The sequence below is a fragment of the Paenibacillus hodogayensis genome, from assembly GCF_039536325.1.
GTDB lineage: Bacteria > Bacillota > Bacilli > Paenibacillales > NBRC-103111 > Paenibacillus_AB > Paenibacillus_AB hodogayensis.
The window spans coordinates 562,458-579,658 of sequence record NZ_BAAAYO010000008.1; the positions used below are offsets into that span (position 1 = coordinate 562,458).

Below are 17,201 nucleotides of genomic sequence, written 5' to 3' on the forward strand. Positions count from 1 at the left end.
CATTGGCTCCTTTACGAATGGGAATCCGGCTCTCTCCGTTTGCCTGCCCACTTGCGCTGAACGAGACGCCCTACCCCGAGCAGCAGTGCGAACAGCAGCAGCACGACGAGCAGCCGGCCTTTATGCTCCTTGAAGCGGAACAGATCGTGGCCGATCAGCGTTTCCAGCAGCACGATAGGCAGCTTGCCGATCAGCGTCGCCGTGAAAAACGAGCGGAAGCGGATTTTGGACACCCCGGCACCGAAATTGATCAGTGACGACGGAATGACTGGAATGAGCCGGCCAATTAAAGTGTAGACGAACCCTTGTCGCTCCAGATTGCGGTTGAACGCGTGTACGGAAGCATACTTGGCCAGCTTTGCCTCCACCCAATCGTGGGCGAGGTAGCGCGCTACGACGAAGGCGGATACCGCGGCGGCGCAGGACATGCCGTAATTGATCGCGAAGCCTCCGTACAAGCCAAACACATATGCATTCGTCCCGGCGATCAGCACGAACGGAATGAACGGAAACCAGGTTTGAAAAAAAATAGCCAGCATCCCGGCTACAACGGCAAATACGCCGAAAGAATGCAGCAGATCGGCCAACTGCTCGACGTTGCCGCGCCTCAACTCCCGGCCCGCATTGGTGAACCAGATAAAATAAGCGGCGGCGGCAAACAAGGCCAGCGGCACGGTATACTTCAACCGGCGACGAATGATGTCCAATCCGAAGTGGCCTCCCCCTGTGCCATGCTCCGCGCGCCAGTACCCGAAGGGGTCGACAAACGCCGTCCAATCGGACGGGAGCATACGCTTCTTCATTGTAGCAATGCAAACGGGTATTGTAAAATAGTTCCGGTATTAGCCGGAACGTTGGTCATAGCTGGAAAATTCGTAGTCGATGACGGATTTCTCGCGCTTCGGCTGGCCGTCCGCGCTATAAGTCATCTCCGTCTCCACCTGCATCTTTTGTGGAAGCCGGCTCACGCGGTCGACCCATATCCGGTATACGGAACCCGCCTGCAGCGATCCGTTCGCCTCGTCAAGCAGCTTCCGGGCGCGCTTCACGCTAACGTCGAGCTCGCTCCGCAGCCGCTCTGCCTGCCGTTCCGACAAGCCGAGCTTCGTCCGCAGCTCCGCCAGCTTCTTATCCGTATCGAGCGCCTCGCTCTGACGGGAAAGCTCTTCCTTCAAACCGGCGGTCGCTTCCGCCGCATCGGGGGTGACCGTGAGCACCGTCAGCTTCGTCTCGTCCCGTCCGCGCTCCACCTGCTTATCCATCGTATTCAGTTGCTCCAGCTTGTACAGCGGACTCCAGGGCAGCAGCATATCGGCCGCTCCCGTTGCTTCCTCGGCCGAAGCCCAGCCGTTTTCCTTGCGGCTGAACACGACCTGGCGGTCGGAGCTTTCCCCGCCGAGCGCGGTCTGGATCATGCCGGAGCCTGCCCCGCGCTCAAGCGCCATCGTCAATCGGGTGTGGCCGGTCACGGCGCCCCGGAATGCGGCCCCCTCCTGCATCGGCATATCCCCTAAGCCGACGCTGGTCGTTCCGTGGAACTGAAAATTATCCGTGCCCGATAGGCCGGATATCGTTTGGTTTAACAGCTGGTCCGGCTCGGTGCCCGCAACGGAGCAGGAGGCCGCCAGCAGCGCCGCGGACGCGACCGACGTCAGGGCGCACAACAGGCGCCGGAATCGGCTGCGGTTTGATCTGTTCAGCATACACTCACCTCGGCAACGATTGTGGTCGTTCCGGTTTATCGTGTCCCCTGCCGTCATTGTTATTCGCAGCCGTAGCGCAGCCTGGCGGTCAGTCGGTAAAAATGCGGTTTTTGCCGGAATGCTTCGCCTTGTAAAGCGCCATATCCGCCCGGTAAAATAACGATTCCACGCTGATTCTGTCGTCTTCCCAGCTCCAGTCGGATACTCCGCAAGAAACGGACACCTGGGGAGACGTCTCGGCGTTCACCCGCACCCGGATTCGTTCGGCCACCTTCGACGCCTGATCCTTGGTCGCTTGGGCCAAATAGACGGCCAGCTCCTCTCCACCCCAGCGGGAAGCGATGTCCCCCTCGCGAATGCAGGAACGGATCACCGAGCTGACCTGGATGAGGACGCGGTCGCCGACCTGATGGCCGTGTGTATCGTTGACCTTCTTGAAGTCGTCGATATCGACGACAATCAGGGAGCCGCAGTAATCTTTCTTTTGCCTGCCGCTGATCTGCTCGTCCAGGTAATGGCGGGCGAACAGCCCGGTCAACCGATCGGTCTGCACCATCTTGCGCACCTCGGCGTGCAGGCTGGCATTCGATACCGCCAATCCAATATGGCCGGACAACGTCTGCAGCAGCTTGTAATTCTCGTAGGAGAAGTAATTGGCTTCCCGGTGCGCGATGAGGATCACTCCCACGACGCGGCCTTCGACGAGAACCGGGGAAGCGAGCAGCGACCGGGAGTCCGTCGATTCCGTCCACACCGACGGGATGCTCCGGTCGGCGCCGTAATCGGAAATGATGACCGGCTCCTTCGTGGATGCCACGTGGCCGCCAATGCCGTAATCGGCCGGATAACGGGTGCCCATGAACGAGTCCGGCTCGCTGGCCCGGACGACCAGCTCGTCCGTTTCCTCGACTAGCTCCATCATGCAGCAAAACTGCGCGGCAAAAATTTGTCGGAGCTCCGCCGAAGCGAAATGGAATATGTCCTGCAGCTTCAGGCTTTGGTTCAATCGCTGCGTAATTTCGTTTATAAGCCTCAGCTCGCTGACAAGCCGATTCGATTGCTCGTACAGTCTGGCGTTTTCCAAAGCGCTGCCTGCCGTCTCCGCGAGCATCGCCATATCGCGATCGGTCGCCGGGTCGGACTGGCCGTCGCTCATTTCCATTCGGATGACGCCGTATACGCCCTGCTTGCCGCGAAGCGGAAAAAACGCCTCGGCCGGTTTGCCATCCCCGTCCATGCTGACGATCGGGCGTCCTTCGGTAAACGCGCGAAAAAGGCCGTCTTCTTCAGACTGCCTGAATGCAAGCGGCTTCACGGATGCCATGGGCCTATATTGGTCGTGGGAGACGTAAATTTCGAACCGGTAGTCCGGCATCAGCTCGTCCACGATCCGCATCAGCTCGGTCAACACCTGATCGGCATCGTTGTGCGTATTGATCCGCATGCACATGGCAAACAGCGCTTCCTGACGAATCGTAGCCAGCTCCAGCTCCTCCAGCCTTCTCTGCCAGACGAGTGCGGTCGCCTCCGCTCTTGCTGCGCGAAGCAGCGTTTCCAGAGCCATGCCCGCCACTTCCAGGAAAGCGGCAGCCGAAGCCGCGTCGAAGGAAGCCGATTCGGACAGCTGGGCCAAATACAGTACCTCTTCGTCTTCTGTGATAACCGGAATAACGCCGAGCAGACATGTCCCGGCTTGCGGGCACGTCGGAGGCAGATCCTGCTGGCCGGTACGCGCGTTCCGTTCCCGTCTGCTTGCGGAGAAGACGGCCGAATCGGACAAGCCGTACAGGAAGCTTTCCGGCAGCGTCAAGCGAGGACCGGTTCCGGGCATTTCCCCGTTCAGCTGCTCATGGCGAATGTAGCGTCCGTCATCATCGTAAAGCGCAAATATATCCGACCGTCCAGGCAAGCGCTTCTCCATCTCGGCCGCAAACGTGCGAAAACCGTCCGACATTGCGGCAGCGAGTCGGTCCTGATGTGACATTTCGTTCATAACAAGCCCCTTTTATGAAGCGTCAATACTCCTATCATACTAAATCGTCCCACGGTCTGCACTAAATTTTCGATCAAATTTCACTTTAAGCTTACATTTACTTATCATGCCCGATTATAAGCCATTGTTTGCAGAGGGCAATGGCCTCAACTTCGCTCTTACGGATCCCGAGGCTCTTCTTCGCCCTTCTGCGCTCGGCCTTCGCTGCTATTTAAAGCGGTCAACTTTGCTGTTTGCGACAGACCGCTTGACAATTGCCCTATCATTCTTTTAAAATAAGAAGTCGAGTGGAAAAAGGTGTTTGTTTGATTGGCGACGCACGATGCGACCCTCACGGTATACGTTACCAGCAGGCCAGCGGCTGAACTGTCTGTCGGGAAACGAGCGGCTTGCCGTCCGTTTCGCAACGTCTGCCGCGTCGGAACGTCTCCCCTATTCCGCCGCCTACCCTACGAAAACACGATCGGTGTAAAGGAGCAACTATACATGGCACGCTATACAGGTCCTAAATTCAAATTGAGCCGCCGCTTGGGCGTTTCCCTCAGCGGAACAGGCAAAGAACTGAAACGCGCATTTCCTCCGGGTCAACACGGTCCGGGCCAACGCAAGAAGCTGAGCGGCTACGGCATCCAGCTGCAAGAAAAACAAAAGCTGCGCCACATGTACGGACTGGGCGAGAAGCAATTCCGCAACCTGTTCGACAAAGCATCCAACATGCAAGGGATCTCCGGCGAAAACTTCATGGTTCTGCTTGAAAGCCGCCTGGACAACCTCGTATACCGTCTTGGCTTGTCCAACTCCCGTGCAGGTGCCCGTCAGCTCGTCGCTCACGGCCACGTAACCGTCAATGGCAAAAAAGTGGATATCCCTTCTTACACGCTCAGCACGGGCGACGTAATCGGCCTGCGCGAAAGAAGCCGCGGATTGTCCGCTGTCAAGGAAGCTCTGGCTAACCGCAACTTCCTGCCGAACTACCTGGAGTTCAACGATACGTCCATCGAAGGCAAGTACATCCGTCTTCCGGAACGTTCGGAGCTTCCGCAAGAAATCGACGAAAAGCAAATCGTCGAGTTTTACAGCCGTTAATCGTATTGCAACGTCAACCCCCAAGCGGCGCTTGGGGGTTTTTTGCCGCTTCAGACAAGCCGGATTTTGACGAACCTCCGTTTTCCGACCTGCACGATATCTCCTTCCGCCGCACATACCGGCTCGTTCGGATCGGTCAGCTTCCGTTCGTTCAGCTTGACAGCGCCTTGTGCAATGCTGCGCTTCGCCTCTCCGTTCGACTCCTGCAAGCCGAGCGCCACTAGCAGATGCGCCGCGCGAATCTCGCCTCCGGTCAGTTCGGAAGCGGCCAAATCCGCCTCCGGGATATCGTCGGGCAGCGCCCGTTCCCGGAACACGGTGACGAAGTGACGCTCTGCTTCCGCGGCCGCCTCTTCGCCGTGGTACATCCGCACAAGCGTATGCGCGAGAAGCATCTTGGCGTCGCGCGGATGAACGGTTCCGTCCGCGAGACCATCGCGCAAGCGTGCCAACTCCTCCTCCGGCAAATCCGTCGCCAGCTCAACATATTTCAGCATCAAGCCATCGGGGACGGACATCGCCTTTCCGTACACTTCGTTCGGGTGCTCGTCAATGCCGATATAATTGCCTAGGCTTTTGCTCATTTTCTGCACGCCGTCCAGCCCTTCGATCAAAGGAAAAATCAATGTCGCCTGCGGCCGCTTGCCGTATTCCTTCTGGAGCGTGCGACCCATCAGCACATTAAACTTCTGGTCCGTGCCCCCGAGCTCGACGTCGCTCTCCAGCTCCACGGAATCGTAACCCTGCATAAGCGGGTAAAAAAACTCGTGCACCCCGATCGGCTGTCCGCCGGAGTAGCGCTTGGTGAAATCGTCGCGCTCCAGAATGCGGGCCACCGTCACTTTCGCCGCCAGCTCGACGACTTCGGCGAAATTCAGCTTGCCGAGCCAAGCCGAATTATAGTAGACCGTCGTCCGTTCCGGGAGAAGCAGCTTGAACAGCTGACGCTGGTACGTTTCCGCATTGCGCCGCACCTCTTCCTCCGACAACTGCCTGCGCGTTTCCGATTTGCCTGTCGGATCACCGATCCGGCCGGTAAAGTCCCCGATAATAAGCTGCACCTCATGGCCGAGATCCTGAAACTGCCTCAGCTTGCGCAGCACGACCGTATGGCCGACGTGCAGATCGGGTGCCGACGGGTCCATCCCGAGCTTGACCTTGAGCGGCACACCGGTCAACAGCGAGCGGGCGATACTCTCCTTCATGTCTTCCTCCGGCACGATTTCGACTGCGCCCCGCCGGATGATGTCATATTGACGGAGAGCCTCCCGCCGCTGCCGCTCGTCCAATCGATTCCACTCTTCCATCTTTGATGCCCTCCTCTGGTTTATTTTGGCGATAGTCGGGTAAAACAAAAAAAGCATTCCGTCCACAAAGGGACGGGAATGCTTGGCCCGCGGTACCACCCTAATTAAAGCTTCACCGTCCGGATGCGGCCTGCAGGAGTGCCTCAGGCGCACAGAAACGGGAAATTCGCTTTCACTTGGCATGATAACGGGATGAACCCGGCGAAAGCTCGGCGCGCCTGACGCACGCTTGCCTTCCGCAGCTCCGGACCGTAATTCGGACAGGAAACGCATACCGGCTCGCAGCGGCCGCCGGTTCTCTGAGATGCGTTTGTTCCTTCCCTACTCGCTTCGGCCATGCCGAAAGCAGCCCATCCTAGCTTATTTTTTAATGTAAATTTGATTGACACCAGTTATAACATACCCCCTCGGAAAAAGTCAAACGGATAAAGATGTGGTATAATATGAACGTTATGCCTAAGGAGGATAGATGAATGACCGAGGACTTATCGAACAAGCCAGCCGCTGGACGCGGAGGCACGTGGAGAAAAGCGGGGCGCATAACCCTGGTCACCCTCAAATGGATATTCGTCACTGGAATCATAGTAGGGTTTTTGGGGGCGGGCGCCGCGTTAGGCTATGTTAGCGCTCTTGTAAAGGATGACCCGGTTCGGCCGCAAGATGAAATATTGGAAAGAATTAACGAAAACGACATTACCGGCTTTGTTTATTTCAACGACGATTTGCCGATCGGCCAACTCCGATCGGAAGAAGACCGCCGTCCGGTCGGCATCCAGGAAATCCCCGATGTGGTCAAGAACGCCGTCTTGGCTATAGAGGACCATGAGTTTTACGAACATTACGGCGTCAATCTGAAAGCTTTCACCCGGGCCGTCACACAGAAGCTGACCAATGCCGATGTACAGACCGGGGGCAGCACGATTACCCAGCAGGTCGCCCGGCGGGTATTCCTGACGCTCGACCGCAACGACAACCGCAAAGCCAAAGAAATTTTTCTGGCTCTGCGTCTGGAACGGCTCTTATCCAAAGATCAGATTTTACTGGCATACCTGAACAAAATTCCTTACGGAAACGGCTCGTCCGGCTACAACATCTACGGCATCAAAGCGGCGGCCAAAGGCATCTTCAACATCGACGACCTGAATCAGCTCAACGTCGCGCAAGCCGCGTATTTGGCCGGGGTGCCGCAGCTTCCTTCGAAGTATTCGGCCTTTACGAGCCGCGGAGAGCTGGACGAGAAAGCGTTCGGTTCCGCGGTAGAGCGGTCGAAGCTCGTGTTGAAGCGGATGTTTGAAGAAGGCGTTATTACGCAGCAGCAATACGACGAAGCGCTAGCCTTCGATCTTCGCGGCTCGCTGGCCAAATCGGAGCAGAAAGCGTACAATACATACCCGTACCTGATGCTTGAGGTCGAGCGCCAAACAGCGGATATACTGGCCAAGCTGGCCAATCCGGATTTGAAGCGGGATACGAAGGAAGGCCAGGAGCAGTATGCGGAGGCCCTTAAGCAGGCGCGCGAGGATCTGCTCCGCAAAGGCTATCATATTTACACGACAATCGACAAAACGCTGTATGACGAAATGCACGTGATCTCCGACAACAAGGACAACTTTACGCCGGACGATCCGACCAAAGGCATGGAGCAGATCGCCGCGATTGCGCTGGATAACAAGACAGGCGCGATTCTGGGGATGATCGAGGGGCGCGACTTTTACAAGGAACAGATGAATTTGGCGACCCAAATGACTCGTCAGCCGGGGTCCACGATGAAGCCGATCGCCGCCTACATTCCGGCTATCGATAAAGGCGCCATCTCGCCGGCCACCATAATCGACGACGTTCCGGTCATCTTGAAGGATTATTCCAAAGGATTTCACTTGCCGGAAAACTGGGACAACGACTTCCACGGCCTCGTCACGGCGCGGCATGCGTTGAATCAGTCGTACAACATCCCGGCGATCAAAATCTTTCTTGATGTCGTTGGCATTAACGCAGCATGGGATTTTGCCAAAAAGCTCGGCATCACTACGCTGGAGAAGAGCGATTACGGCGCGCAAACCGGGGTAATCGGCGGCCTGTCCAAAGGGGTTTCGGTCGAAGAACTGACGAACGCGTTCAGTTCCATACCGAACAAGGGCGTATTCACCGACGCCTATCTGATCCGTAAAATTACGGATTCCGAAGGCAAAACGGTATACGAGCACCAGTTGCAGCCGGTTACCGCCTTTTCCGAGGAGACCGCTTATCTCATCACCGATATGATGAAGACGGTCGTCAGTTCGGGAACCGCAACGCTTTTGAAAAAAGACTTCAAATACTACAACAAAGTGCCGATCTCCGGTAAAACCGGGTCGACGCAAAACGACGCCGATGCCTGGTTCGTCGGCTACTCTCCGGATATTACGGTCGGTGTCTGGGCCGGCTACGACCAGCAGAAATTTACGCTGAAGCAGACCGGCTGCAACAAGAACAGCGAACTCGGCTGCGGAACGCAGCGCGCCTTGAAAATCTGGGCCAAAGTGATGAACGCGGCCGTAGAGAAACGTCCGGAGCTGCTGCCGACCAAGGAATTCACCAAGCCGGCCAATATTGTGAGCATGACCGTGTCCGCCTACTCCGGCAAGCTGCCGAACGAGCAGACGACCAAGGCCGGCAAGACGAATACGGATATTTTCAACAAAAAGTTCATTCCGACCGAGGAAGATCAGACTCTGATCACCCAAAAGTATGTAACGTTCGACGGCAAAGTGTATTTGCCTCAGCCGGGCACGCCGGCCGATATGGTACTGGAGAAAACGGTAGTAAAGCGCGAAAAGTCGATCGCGGACATCATCAAGCAGATCGAAGCGCTGCTTCCGCAATTGCCGGCCAACAACAGGCCGTCCATCGCCCACTACTACCCGCTGGACTACGAGAACGATGCGGCCTATACGGTCGATCCGCGCGTGGAGGACGGTCAAGTGCCTAACTCTCCGGGGGGTCTGACGCTGAAGAAGGTCGGCACCGCCAACGAGATTACGTTCCAGGAGGCCGGCAATCCGGATATCGTCGGATACCGGTTGTACAAAGCCTCCTCCGCTCCCGGCACGTTCCAGCGCGTCTCCGGCAAAGTCGTGCTGACCGGTCAGGATCTGCAATTCACGGATATTCCTTCCGGACAGTCCAAGGTCGGTTACTACGTAACCGCCGTAGACGTGGCCGGTAAGGAATCTAAGCCGAGCAAAGCCGTCATGTCCGACGGCACTGTGTTCGATCTGGCTTCGCCTCTCGATCCGTTCAACGCCCCGAACGGACAGAACGGCGGCGCTCCGGGCGACAAGCCGGGCGACAATAAACCGGGAGACGACAAATCGGGGAACAAGCCGTCTGACGGCAAACCGGGCGACAAACCCGGCGATAGCAAGCCAGGAGACAGCAAACCTGGGGACGGCAAGCCGGGCGATACCGCCAAAACGCCACCGACCATACCGAAAAACGTCAGCATCAAGCCGTCCGGCACCAGCATCGAAATCAACTGGTCGGCCAATGCGAAGACGGAAAACGTCAAACGGTACGACATTTATTTCAGCGATAAGGAAGACGGCACGTTCAAGAAGCTGCAGTCCAGCACCTCGAACAAACTGAACTATTACGCGCTCGTGTACGACGGCTGGTACCGGGTGGTCGCCGTTAACGACGCAGGCGAATCGAAGCCTTCTCCCGCCGTTCCTTACAAGCAAAAGAAGCCGTAACGCGCATTCCGGATAGAACCGATTATGCACCAATGAAACAGCCCGAGCCTTCGATGAAGGCACGGGCTGTTCGGCGTTAACGGCTTTCTTCTTTTCAATCCTCGATCGTCGACAGGTCGCCGGTCGGCAGACCGAGCTCCCACGCCTTCAGCACGCGGCGCATGATTTTGCCGCTGCGCGTCTTCGGCAGCTTGTCCTTGAACTCGATTTCACGCGGCGCGGCATGAGCGGCCAAGCCTTCCTTGACGAATTTGGCGATATCCGCCTTCAACTCGTCGCTCGGCTCGATTCCATCCCGCAGCGAGACAAACGCTTTGATGATCTCTCCGCGGAGCGGGTCCGGCTTGCCGATCACGCCCGCTTCCGCGACGGCCGGATGCTCGACCAGCTTGCTTTCCACCTCGAACGGTCCGACTCGCTCGCCGGACGTGTTAATCACGTCGTCGACGCGGCCCTGGAACCAGAAATAGCCGTCTTCGTCCATGTAGGCCGAGTCGCCGGATACGTACCAGCCCTGCAGACGGAAATACTCTTCATATTTGGACGGGTTGTTCCAAATTTTGCGCATCATCGAAGGCCAAGGCGTCTTGATCGCCAGATTGCCCATCCGTTTCGGCGGCAGTACGTTTCCTTCATCGTCGACGATAGCGGCGTCGGTGCCCGGGATCGGCTTGCCCATGGAACCCGGCCGGATGTCCATGCTCGGGTAGTTGCAGATCAGCTGACCGCCCGTCTCCGTCATCCACCACGTATCGTGAATGCGCTGCTTGTACACGTGCATCCCCCAGCGAATTACCTCGGGGTTAAGCGGTTCTCCTACGCTCAGCACATGGCGCAGGCTGGACAGATCGAACTGCTCCACGATATCGTCGCCGGCGCTCATCAGCATGCGGAACGACGTCGGCGCGCTGTACCAGACGGTTACCTTGTTGCTTTCAAGCGTCGCGTACCAGTCCTGCGGCTTGAAGCGGCCGCCTCGGATCACGTTTGTTGCCCCGTTAAGCCAAGGCGCGAACACCCCGTAGCTCGTTCCGGTTACCCACCCGGGATCGGCGGTGCACCAGTATATGTCGTCGGCCTTCAGATCGAGAACGATTTTGCCGGTATAGTAATGTTGAATCATGGCATTGTGGGCGTGAAATACCCCTTTCGGCTTGCCGGTCGATCCCGACGTATAATGCAGAATGAGCCCGTCCTCGCGGTCTACCCATTCGATGTCGAGCTGATCGGACGCCTGTCCCATCTCCGCGTGAAAATCAGCTTGTCCCGGTCCTGCTTCGATTCCGTCGCCGACCAGAATGACGTGCTTCAGGTGCGGCAAATCGGCCACGGGCACCCGGGGCAGCAGCGCAGGCGTGGTGACGATCGCGACAGCCTCGCTGTCCTCAAGCCGATCGCGTACCGCCTGCTCCATGAACGCCTCGAACAGCGGGCCGACGATGGCTCCGATCTTGATCGTGCCAAGCAGCGCGTAGTACAGCTCCGGAGAGCGCGGCATGAAGATGAAGACGCGGTCTCCCTTCTGCACGCCCAGCTTGCGGAGCACGTTGCCGAACCGGTTGGACCGGTCGCGCATCTCTCCGTAGGTGACCGTTTCGCTGCGTGTCGCGTCGCTATACAGCAGTGCGGCCTTGTGCCGCAGCCCGGCCTCGGCGTGCCGGTCGATGGCCTCGTAGGCCATATTAAGCTTCCCCGTCGTATGCCATGTAAAATGCTTCTCTGCGTCCGTCCAGGAAAACGTGCGGCGGGCCTCCTCGTAGCTTCCCAGATTGGCGTCCTGCGAGACGGCCCGGATGATTTCGTCTTGCTCGGTACTCATGCGATCCCTCCCGTTAAAGGCGATTTTTTAAACGCTTTCACAAGATTGTGCGCCGTGATGAACGAGCCAAGGTTGAACGTTTTGTGGCAACCCTATTATACCATAATGGAAATGCGCTTACATTGCTTTTCATTGCTGCGTCAATCTGATATAAGTACCTTAGGGGCTTTCAATAGAACGACCCATCCGGAAAGGAGAAGCCTGTTCATGGAGCACCGTAAACTGTATCACTCCAACGAGATCGAGTTTGAAGGCAAAACGCTGCTGGTGGAAGGACCGGTTCATCCGGATCACCTGCGGTCGCTGCGCATGCATCCCGACCTGGACGCCTTCCGGCGTCCGAACGAGCAGCACGAAGCTCTGGTCGAAATCGCCGGCTTGCCCGAAGGACGCATCATCCTGACCCGCGACGAAGCGACAATCGTCGGATATGTCACGTTCCACTACGCCGACGAGATGGAGCGATGGTCCGAAGGCAACATGGAAGACTTGCTGGAGCTTGGCGCAATCGAAGTGGCTGACGACTACCGGTCGATCGGCTTAGGCAAAAAAATGATCCGGCTCGCCTTTCTGGAGGACCAGTTGGAGAACATGATTGTGTTCACGACCGAATATTATTGGCACTGGGACTTGAAAGGAAGCTTGTCCAACGTCTGGGATTATCGCAAAATGATGGAGAAGCTGATGAAATCCGTGGATATGGTGTGGTTCGCTACCGACGATCCTGAAATATGCTCCCATCCCGCCAATTGCCTGATGGTCCGCATCGGCAAGCAAGTCCCGCTTTCCTCGGTGGAAAAATTCGATACGATCCGTTTTCACCAACGGTTCATGTTTTAAGCAAACGGAGGAAATGGCTTATGAGCACAAACGCGGTATATGTCTTCCACGAGAACGAGCTGCAGTACCGCTTTAACGATACGCACCCGTTCGATCCGGAGCGGCTGCTCATGACCCGCGACCTTCTGGAGAAGTCGGGAGCGCTGGATCCTTCGCAGTTTCGCAAGCCCCGCAAGGCGACGAATGCCGACATTCGCCGGGTGCATACTGCGGAATACGTGGCGGAGGTTCAGGCGCTCAGCGCGCTCCGGCCTTCGGAGAAAGCGATTGCCGATGCCGAGCGCTTCGGCCTTAACACCGAGGACACCCCTTTCTTTCCCGACATGCACGACATCACCTGCCAAATCGCCGGAGGCTCCATCGAAGCGGCCGATCTGGTCATGTCCGGCCAGGCTCTTCATTCGCTCCATTTGGGCGGCGGGTTGCATCATGCTTTGCCCAATAAAGGGGCCGGATTTTGCATCTACAACGATGCCTCGGTCGCAATCGCTTACATTCGCGAGCATTATGACGCCAAAGTGCTTTACGTCGATACGGACGTTCACCACGGGGACGGGGTGCAGTGGTCGTTCTATCACGATCCGCACGTCTGCACGCTGTCGTTTCACGAAACCGGCAAATATTTGTTCCCGGGCACAGGCGCGGCGAATGAACGCGGAGAAGGCGACGGCTACGGCATGTGCGTCAATATCCCGGTAGAGCCGTACACCGAGGACGATTCGTGGCTGGAAGGCTTCAATGAAGCGCTGGACCGCGTCGTCCGATTCTTCCGGCCGGACATCATCATCAGCCAGCACGGCTGCGACGCCCATGCGCTGGACCCGCTGGCCCACGTGCATTGCAGCATGCGCATTTACCGCGAGATGCCGGCCACGCTGCACCGGCTGGCCCATCAATATTGCGGCGGGCGCTGGGTCGCTCTCGGCGGAGGCGGCTACGACATATGGCGTGTCGTTCCCCGGGCGTGGGGCATGCTTTGGCTGGAGATGACCGACCACCCGCTGGCGTCCAGGCTTGCCGCCGAGCCGAACCTGCCGCTGCCCGAATCGTGGCTGACGGAATGGACCAAGAAGAGCCCGCTTGAGCTTCCCCACACCTGGCTCGATCCGGTACACGACTGGACGCCGATCCCGAGGCGGAGCGCCATCACCGAGACGAACCGCCGAACTCGGGAAATCGCTTTGATGTACGTGCCCGAGTAGAAGCGGCTCGGAAATCGGATCGCTTGCAACAACCCAAAAGCGCAGCCCCAGATGCGGGCTGCGCTTTTGACTCGTTTTCGACCGGTCGCCGAACGGACAGGACAGTCCGGCGCGGTACGTTTATAGGGAAGCGACCATATGCTCGACGATGCGGAACGAACGGTCCGCCGAAGCCGCCGCAAACTCGGCGAAGTTGACGTTCGCGGAGCCGTCCGCCTTGTCCGACATCGAGCGGATGACCACATATGGCACTCCGTTCATGGCGCATACTTGCGCAACCGCCGAGCCTTCCATCTCCGTGCATGCCCCCCCGAGCTGCTCGTGCAGCAGACGGACCGTATCGCGGTCGGCGATAAACTGGTCGCCGGACAGAACCCGTCCTTGCACGGTATGGCCCTGCTCCAACCGTTCGCTCGCCTGAACGGCCAGCGCCACAAGGGCAGCATCGGCGCGGAACACCGAAGTCTCGGCGAACGGGATCGTGCCTCTCGGAAAGCCGAGCGGCGAAGCATCCATGTCGTGCTGCTGGCATTCCGTCGAGATGACGATATCGCCGATATCGAGGGACGGATCGAGCGCGCCGGCGACGCCGGTGAAAATAATCGCGTCCACTCCGAACGAATCGATCAGCAGCTGCGTGCATACCGCCGCATTCACTTTGCCCACGCCGGATTTGCAGAGGACGACGGATTTGCCGCGAAAACGTCCCGTCTGGAAACGGATACCCGCTTTTTCCGCAACGACGACGTCCTCCAGTCCTTGCTCGATTTTCTCGATCTCCTCCGCCATGGCTCCGATCAGTCCGATTTTATTCCACATCCCCTTACCTCCATCAAGAAAGATAGTCTGCAAACAAAAAAAGAGGCTCATTATACATGAGCCACGGACTTGCGTTCGATAATCTCGTGCGGCAGGAGAACCTTGGACATGTCCACGTTTTCCTTGTTCATCAGCTTCGTTAGAAGTCTCATCGATACAGCCCCGATATCGTACATCGGCTGGGCGACCGTCGTCAGCTGCGGACGGACCATCGATGCCATGCGGATATTGTCGACGCTGATGACGGATACGTCTTCAGGCACCTTGAAGCCCCGGTCCTGCGTCGCATGGATCGCGCCGATAGCCATCTCGTCGGTAGCCGCGAAGATTGCCGTAGGACGGTCGGACAGCTCCAGGAAATATTTCATCACTTCGTAGCCGGATTCGTAACGGTAATTGCCGATCCGCACCAGCTCTTCGCTGACGGGAATGCCCGCTTCCTCCAGCGCTTTCCGGTACCCTTGGTAACGGGCGTAGCCGTTTGCCGGGTCCTGCAGCGTGCCGCTGATCATCCCGATCTTGCGGTGGCCTTGTCCGATAAGCAGCTTGACCGCGTCATGAGCGGCAGCTTCATGGTCGATATCGACCGAAGGAATGAGCGACTTGTCATCGGTCGTCCCGCAGAGCACGATCGGCACCGAGGACGTTTTGAACGCCTGCACATGCTCCTCGGTAACCGTGCCTCCCATGAACAACAGCCCGTCTACCTGCTTCTCCAGCAGCGTATTGATAACGCGGATTTCCTTTTCCTTCTTCTTATCGGCATTACACAAAATAATATTGTAATGGTACATGTTGGCGATATCCTCAATCCCGCGCGCCACTTCCGAGAAGATGGAGTTGGAGATGTCGGGGATGACGACGCCGACCGTCGTCGTTTTCTTGCTGGCCAGACCCCGGGCAACGGCGTTGGGGCGATAGCCGAGACGCTCGATCGCTTCGAATACTTTCTTTCTTGTTTGCGGCTTAACGTTAGGGTTGTTGTTGACTACGCGCGATACGGTTGCCATCGACACGCCGGCTTCCCGGGCAACGTCATAAATCGTAACGGTCACTAATCATCTACTCCAATACTCAGGGTAAAAACGGAGGGAAACGTTTTCTCGTTATTTGCATCCATCATACGACAAAAAACTCGGTTTCGCAATGAAAACACGGTTACATTTCGGTTACAGAGTATCGTTCAGCCTTTCCCGCAAGGCCGAGGCGGTTATTCTCCAGTGGGAATCGTGCCACTCGGCTCTCCGCCCTTTGACGAACAACACCTGGGGAGATTCATGCTTTACGTTCAAGGATTCGGCAATCAGGCTGGATACCGGTCTTGCTTCTATAACGTGGACGATGGCGTACTCGATGTCCGGATTGCCGTCCCTGCTCACATAGGACAGCCATTGCTCGTAAGCCTCGGCGCTAATCGGGCAGCTTGTGCTGTGCTTGAATACGAGCACCGGCGTTTCGGAGCTGGATTCGAGCAGGTTCAGCCATTGTCGGGGAGACTCCAATTCCATGATGTCCAATGTAAACACCTCTTTGACGTATACAACATCTCTTATGTTTATGTTACCAAAAACAAGTCAAAAAAGCCAACCTGCGCTGGCTGGCCGTATTTTCTGGAACGATTTCCGTCAACGCTGTCGTCGCCTTCCGGTCCGGAGCGGCAAGAGGTCAGGCGAAGGAGCGTGGAAACCGGTTGCTCGCAGCGCCGCCCATCTCCGGAGCATCCTGATCCGTATACAAGCCCGGGGTCAGGAGAGACGGTATGTAGCGGTCATATGAGTGGTGATCTGCTTCAAGCGAGAGCGGACATCTTCAAGCCACGCCTGATCGTCGAGCGATTGGGCCAGCAGCAGCAGATCGAGCAATTCGTTGATGCGGCTTTCGATGATCGCCTCGACCGGCACATGCTTGTTTTCTTTTCTCGTGACCTGGAACAGCAAGTGCGCCAGTTCGGATAATTCATTGAACAGCACGGTGCTTTTCTCCGGCTTCGTGCCAAGCGTGCGGATGTATCCGGTGAGCTGCGACTTGACCGGCGGATAAACCTCCGATCGCTGGCAAGCGTCGCACGAATAAATCGGCACGTTCTCAATTTCCACCTTGTTTTGAAAAATAACGGTGCGCAATCGAATGTTCATCGTCGCTCCGCAATGGCACGTTTTCTGCACGGCCACAAGCACTCCCTTTCCGACCGGTCTTGCTGTCCAATCCTTGAACAGGTTTCGATACAACTTATTCGATTTTTCCCGACAAACTCCTTCATCCGCCAGCTAGTATTTTTTGCTAGACCGGGCGTCAGCCCGACACGCGGCGGACGAACCGTTCCAAGGGAGGCCATGCAAGCAGCAGCATGGCGAGCGCGGCGCCGATCCCATCGTTGCGAATATCCAGAAGGTCCGGCTCGCGGCCGGGAACGAAGCTTTGATGATATTCGTCGGTCAGCCCGTACAGGACGCACAGCGCAACCGCCAGCGCTTTGCCGCTCCAGGCGGCGGAACGCGGCAGCAGCGCCCAGTAAAAGGTCGCAGCCAATATAAAGTACAGGGCGAAGTGTCCCCAATTGAAGCTTTCCATCCACGGAAAAAAGGTTTGGAACCAGGGCAGCAGCGTATGAAGATCGTCGCCCGACTGATGCGACATATAGAAAATAACGGCCATCCAAATGACGGCCGGCAGCCAGCGGAACGCCCGCTTCATTCCGGTC

Annotated in this window: 14 protein-coding genes; 4 read left to right on the forward strand and 10 right to left on the reverse strand. The window is 57.2% G+C overall.

Annotated features, from left to right (window positions below):
- Nucleotides 1-11: 11 nt before the first annotated feature.
- The 3 genes from ABD796_RS18235 to ABD796_RS18245 form a co-directional block, all read right to left on the reverse strand.
- The gene (locus tag ABD796_RS18235) at nucleotides 12-707 is read right to left on the reverse strand and encodes a TVP38/TMEM64 family protein (RefSeq protein WP_344910142.1); all 696 of its coding nucleotides are present in this window, start codon (nucleotides 705-707) and stop codon (nucleotides 12-14) included.
- A 135-nt stretch (nucleotides 708-842) separates the two neighbouring features.
- A complete protein-coding gene (locus tag ABD796_RS18240) occupies nucleotides 843-1,703 on the reverse strand; it encodes a hypothetical protein (RefSeq protein ID WP_344910144.1) in 861 nt (286 codons plus the stop codon).
- 88 nt (nucleotides 1,704-1,791) lie between these two features.
- Entirely contained in the window at nucleotides 1,792-3,696 is a 1,905-nt protein-coding gene (locus tag ABD796_RS18245) for a GGDEF domain-containing protein (protein WP_344910147.1), read from the reverse strand.
- Nucleotides 3,697-4,182: 486 nt separating this feature from the next.
- Here ABD796_RS18245 and rpsD point away from each other — a divergent pair, with 486 nt between their 5' ends.
- Nucleotides 4,183-4,782, forward strand: coding sequence for a 30S ribosomal protein S4 (gene rpsD / locus ABD796_RS18250; RefSeq protein ID WP_344910149.1), 600 nt, complete (start codon nucleotides 4,183-4,185; stop codon nucleotides 4,780-4,782).
- A 50-nt stretch (nucleotides 4,783-4,832) separates the two neighbouring features.
- Here rpsD and tyrS read toward each other — a convergent pair whose 3' ends face one another.
- On the reverse strand, nucleotides 4,833-6,089 hold the full coding sequence (gene tyrS / locus ABD796_RS18255) for a tyrosine--tRNA ligase (protein ID WP_344910152.1): 1,257 nt from the start codon (nucleotides 6,087-6,089) through the stop codon (nucleotides 4,833-4,835).
- A gap of 473 nt (nucleotides 6,090-6,562) precedes the next feature.
- On the opposite strand from tyrS, the gene ABD796_RS18260 reads away from it, so the two are divergent.
- The gene (locus ABD796_RS18260; RefSeq protein ID WP_344910154.1) at nucleotides 6,563-9,820 is read left to right on the forward strand and encodes a transglycosylase domain-containing protein; all 3,258 of its coding nucleotides are present in this window, start codon (nucleotides 6,563-6,565) and stop codon (nucleotides 9,818-9,820) included.
- A gap of 94 nt (nucleotides 9,821-9,914) precedes the next feature.
- On the opposite strand, the gene acsA is transcribed toward ABD796_RS18260, so the two are convergent.
- Complete coding sequence (acsA, locus tag ABD796_RS18265; RefSeq protein ID WP_344910156.1) at nucleotides 9,915-11,639, reverse strand: acetate--CoA ligase; 1,725 nt, start codon at nucleotides 11,637-11,639, stop codon at nucleotides 9,915-9,917.
- A 207-nt stretch (nucleotides 11,640-11,846) separates the two neighbouring features.
- On the opposite strand from acsA, the gene ABD796_RS18270 reads away from it, so the two are divergent.
- Together ABD796_RS18270 and ABD796_RS18275 are read left to right on the forward strand one after the other, a co-directional pair.
- Nucleotides 11,847-12,479 (forward strand): GNAT family N-acetyltransferase, encoded by a 633-nt coding sequence (locus ABD796_RS18270; RefSeq protein ID WP_344910158.1) that lies wholly within the window; start codon nucleotides 11,847-11,849, stop codon nucleotides 12,477-12,479.
- 20 nt (nucleotides 12,480-12,499) lie between these two features.
- Nucleotides 12,500-13,681 carry an acetoin utilization protein AcuC gene (locus ABD796_RS18275; RefSeq protein WP_344910160.1) on the forward strand — a complete coding sequence of 394 codons (1,182 nt, stop codon included), beginning with the start codon at nucleotides 12,500-12,502 and terminating at the stop codon, nucleotides 13,679-13,681.
- 120 nt (nucleotides 13,682-13,801) lie between these two features.
- Here the strand turns inward: ABD796_RS18275 and ABD796_RS18280 are convergent, their stop codons facing one another.
- The 5 genes from ABD796_RS18280 to ABD796_RS18300 form a co-directional block, all read right to left on the reverse strand.
- Nucleotides 13,802-14,500 carry a 5'-methylthioadenosine/adenosylhomocysteine nucleosidase gene (locus ABD796_RS18280; RefSeq protein WP_344910162.1) on the reverse strand — a complete coding sequence of 233 codons (699 nt, stop codon included), beginning with the start codon at nucleotides 14,498-14,500 and terminating at the stop codon, nucleotides 13,802-13,804.
- Between the two features lie 50 nt (nucleotides 14,501-14,550).
- Complete coding sequence (gene ccpA, locus ABD796_RS18285) at nucleotides 14,551-15,555, reverse strand: catabolite control protein A (protein WP_344910164.1); 1,005 nt, start codon at nucleotides 15,553-15,555, stop codon at nucleotides 14,551-14,553.
- Nucleotides 15,556-15,669: 114 nt separating this feature from the next.
- Nucleotides 15,670-16,008 carry a bacillithiol system redox-active protein YtxJ gene (gene ytxJ / locus ABD796_RS18290; protein WP_344910323.1) on the reverse strand — a complete coding sequence of 113 codons (339 nt, stop codon included), beginning with the start codon at nucleotides 16,006-16,008 and terminating at the stop codon, nucleotides 15,670-15,672.
- Nucleotides 16,009-16,245: 237 nt separating this feature from the next.
- A complete protein-coding gene (locus ABD796_RS18295; protein WP_344910166.1) occupies nucleotides 16,246-16,728 on the reverse strand; it encodes a hypothetical protein in 483 nt (160 codons plus the stop codon).
- Between the two features lie 64 nt (nucleotides 16,729-16,792).
- On the reverse strand, nucleotides 16,793-17,194 hold the full coding sequence (locus tag ABD796_RS18300) for a VanZ family protein (RefSeq protein WP_344910168.1): 402 nt from the start codon (nucleotides 17,192-17,194) through the stop codon (nucleotides 16,793-16,795).
- Between the last annotated feature and the right edge of the window lie 7 nt (nucleotides 17,195-17,201).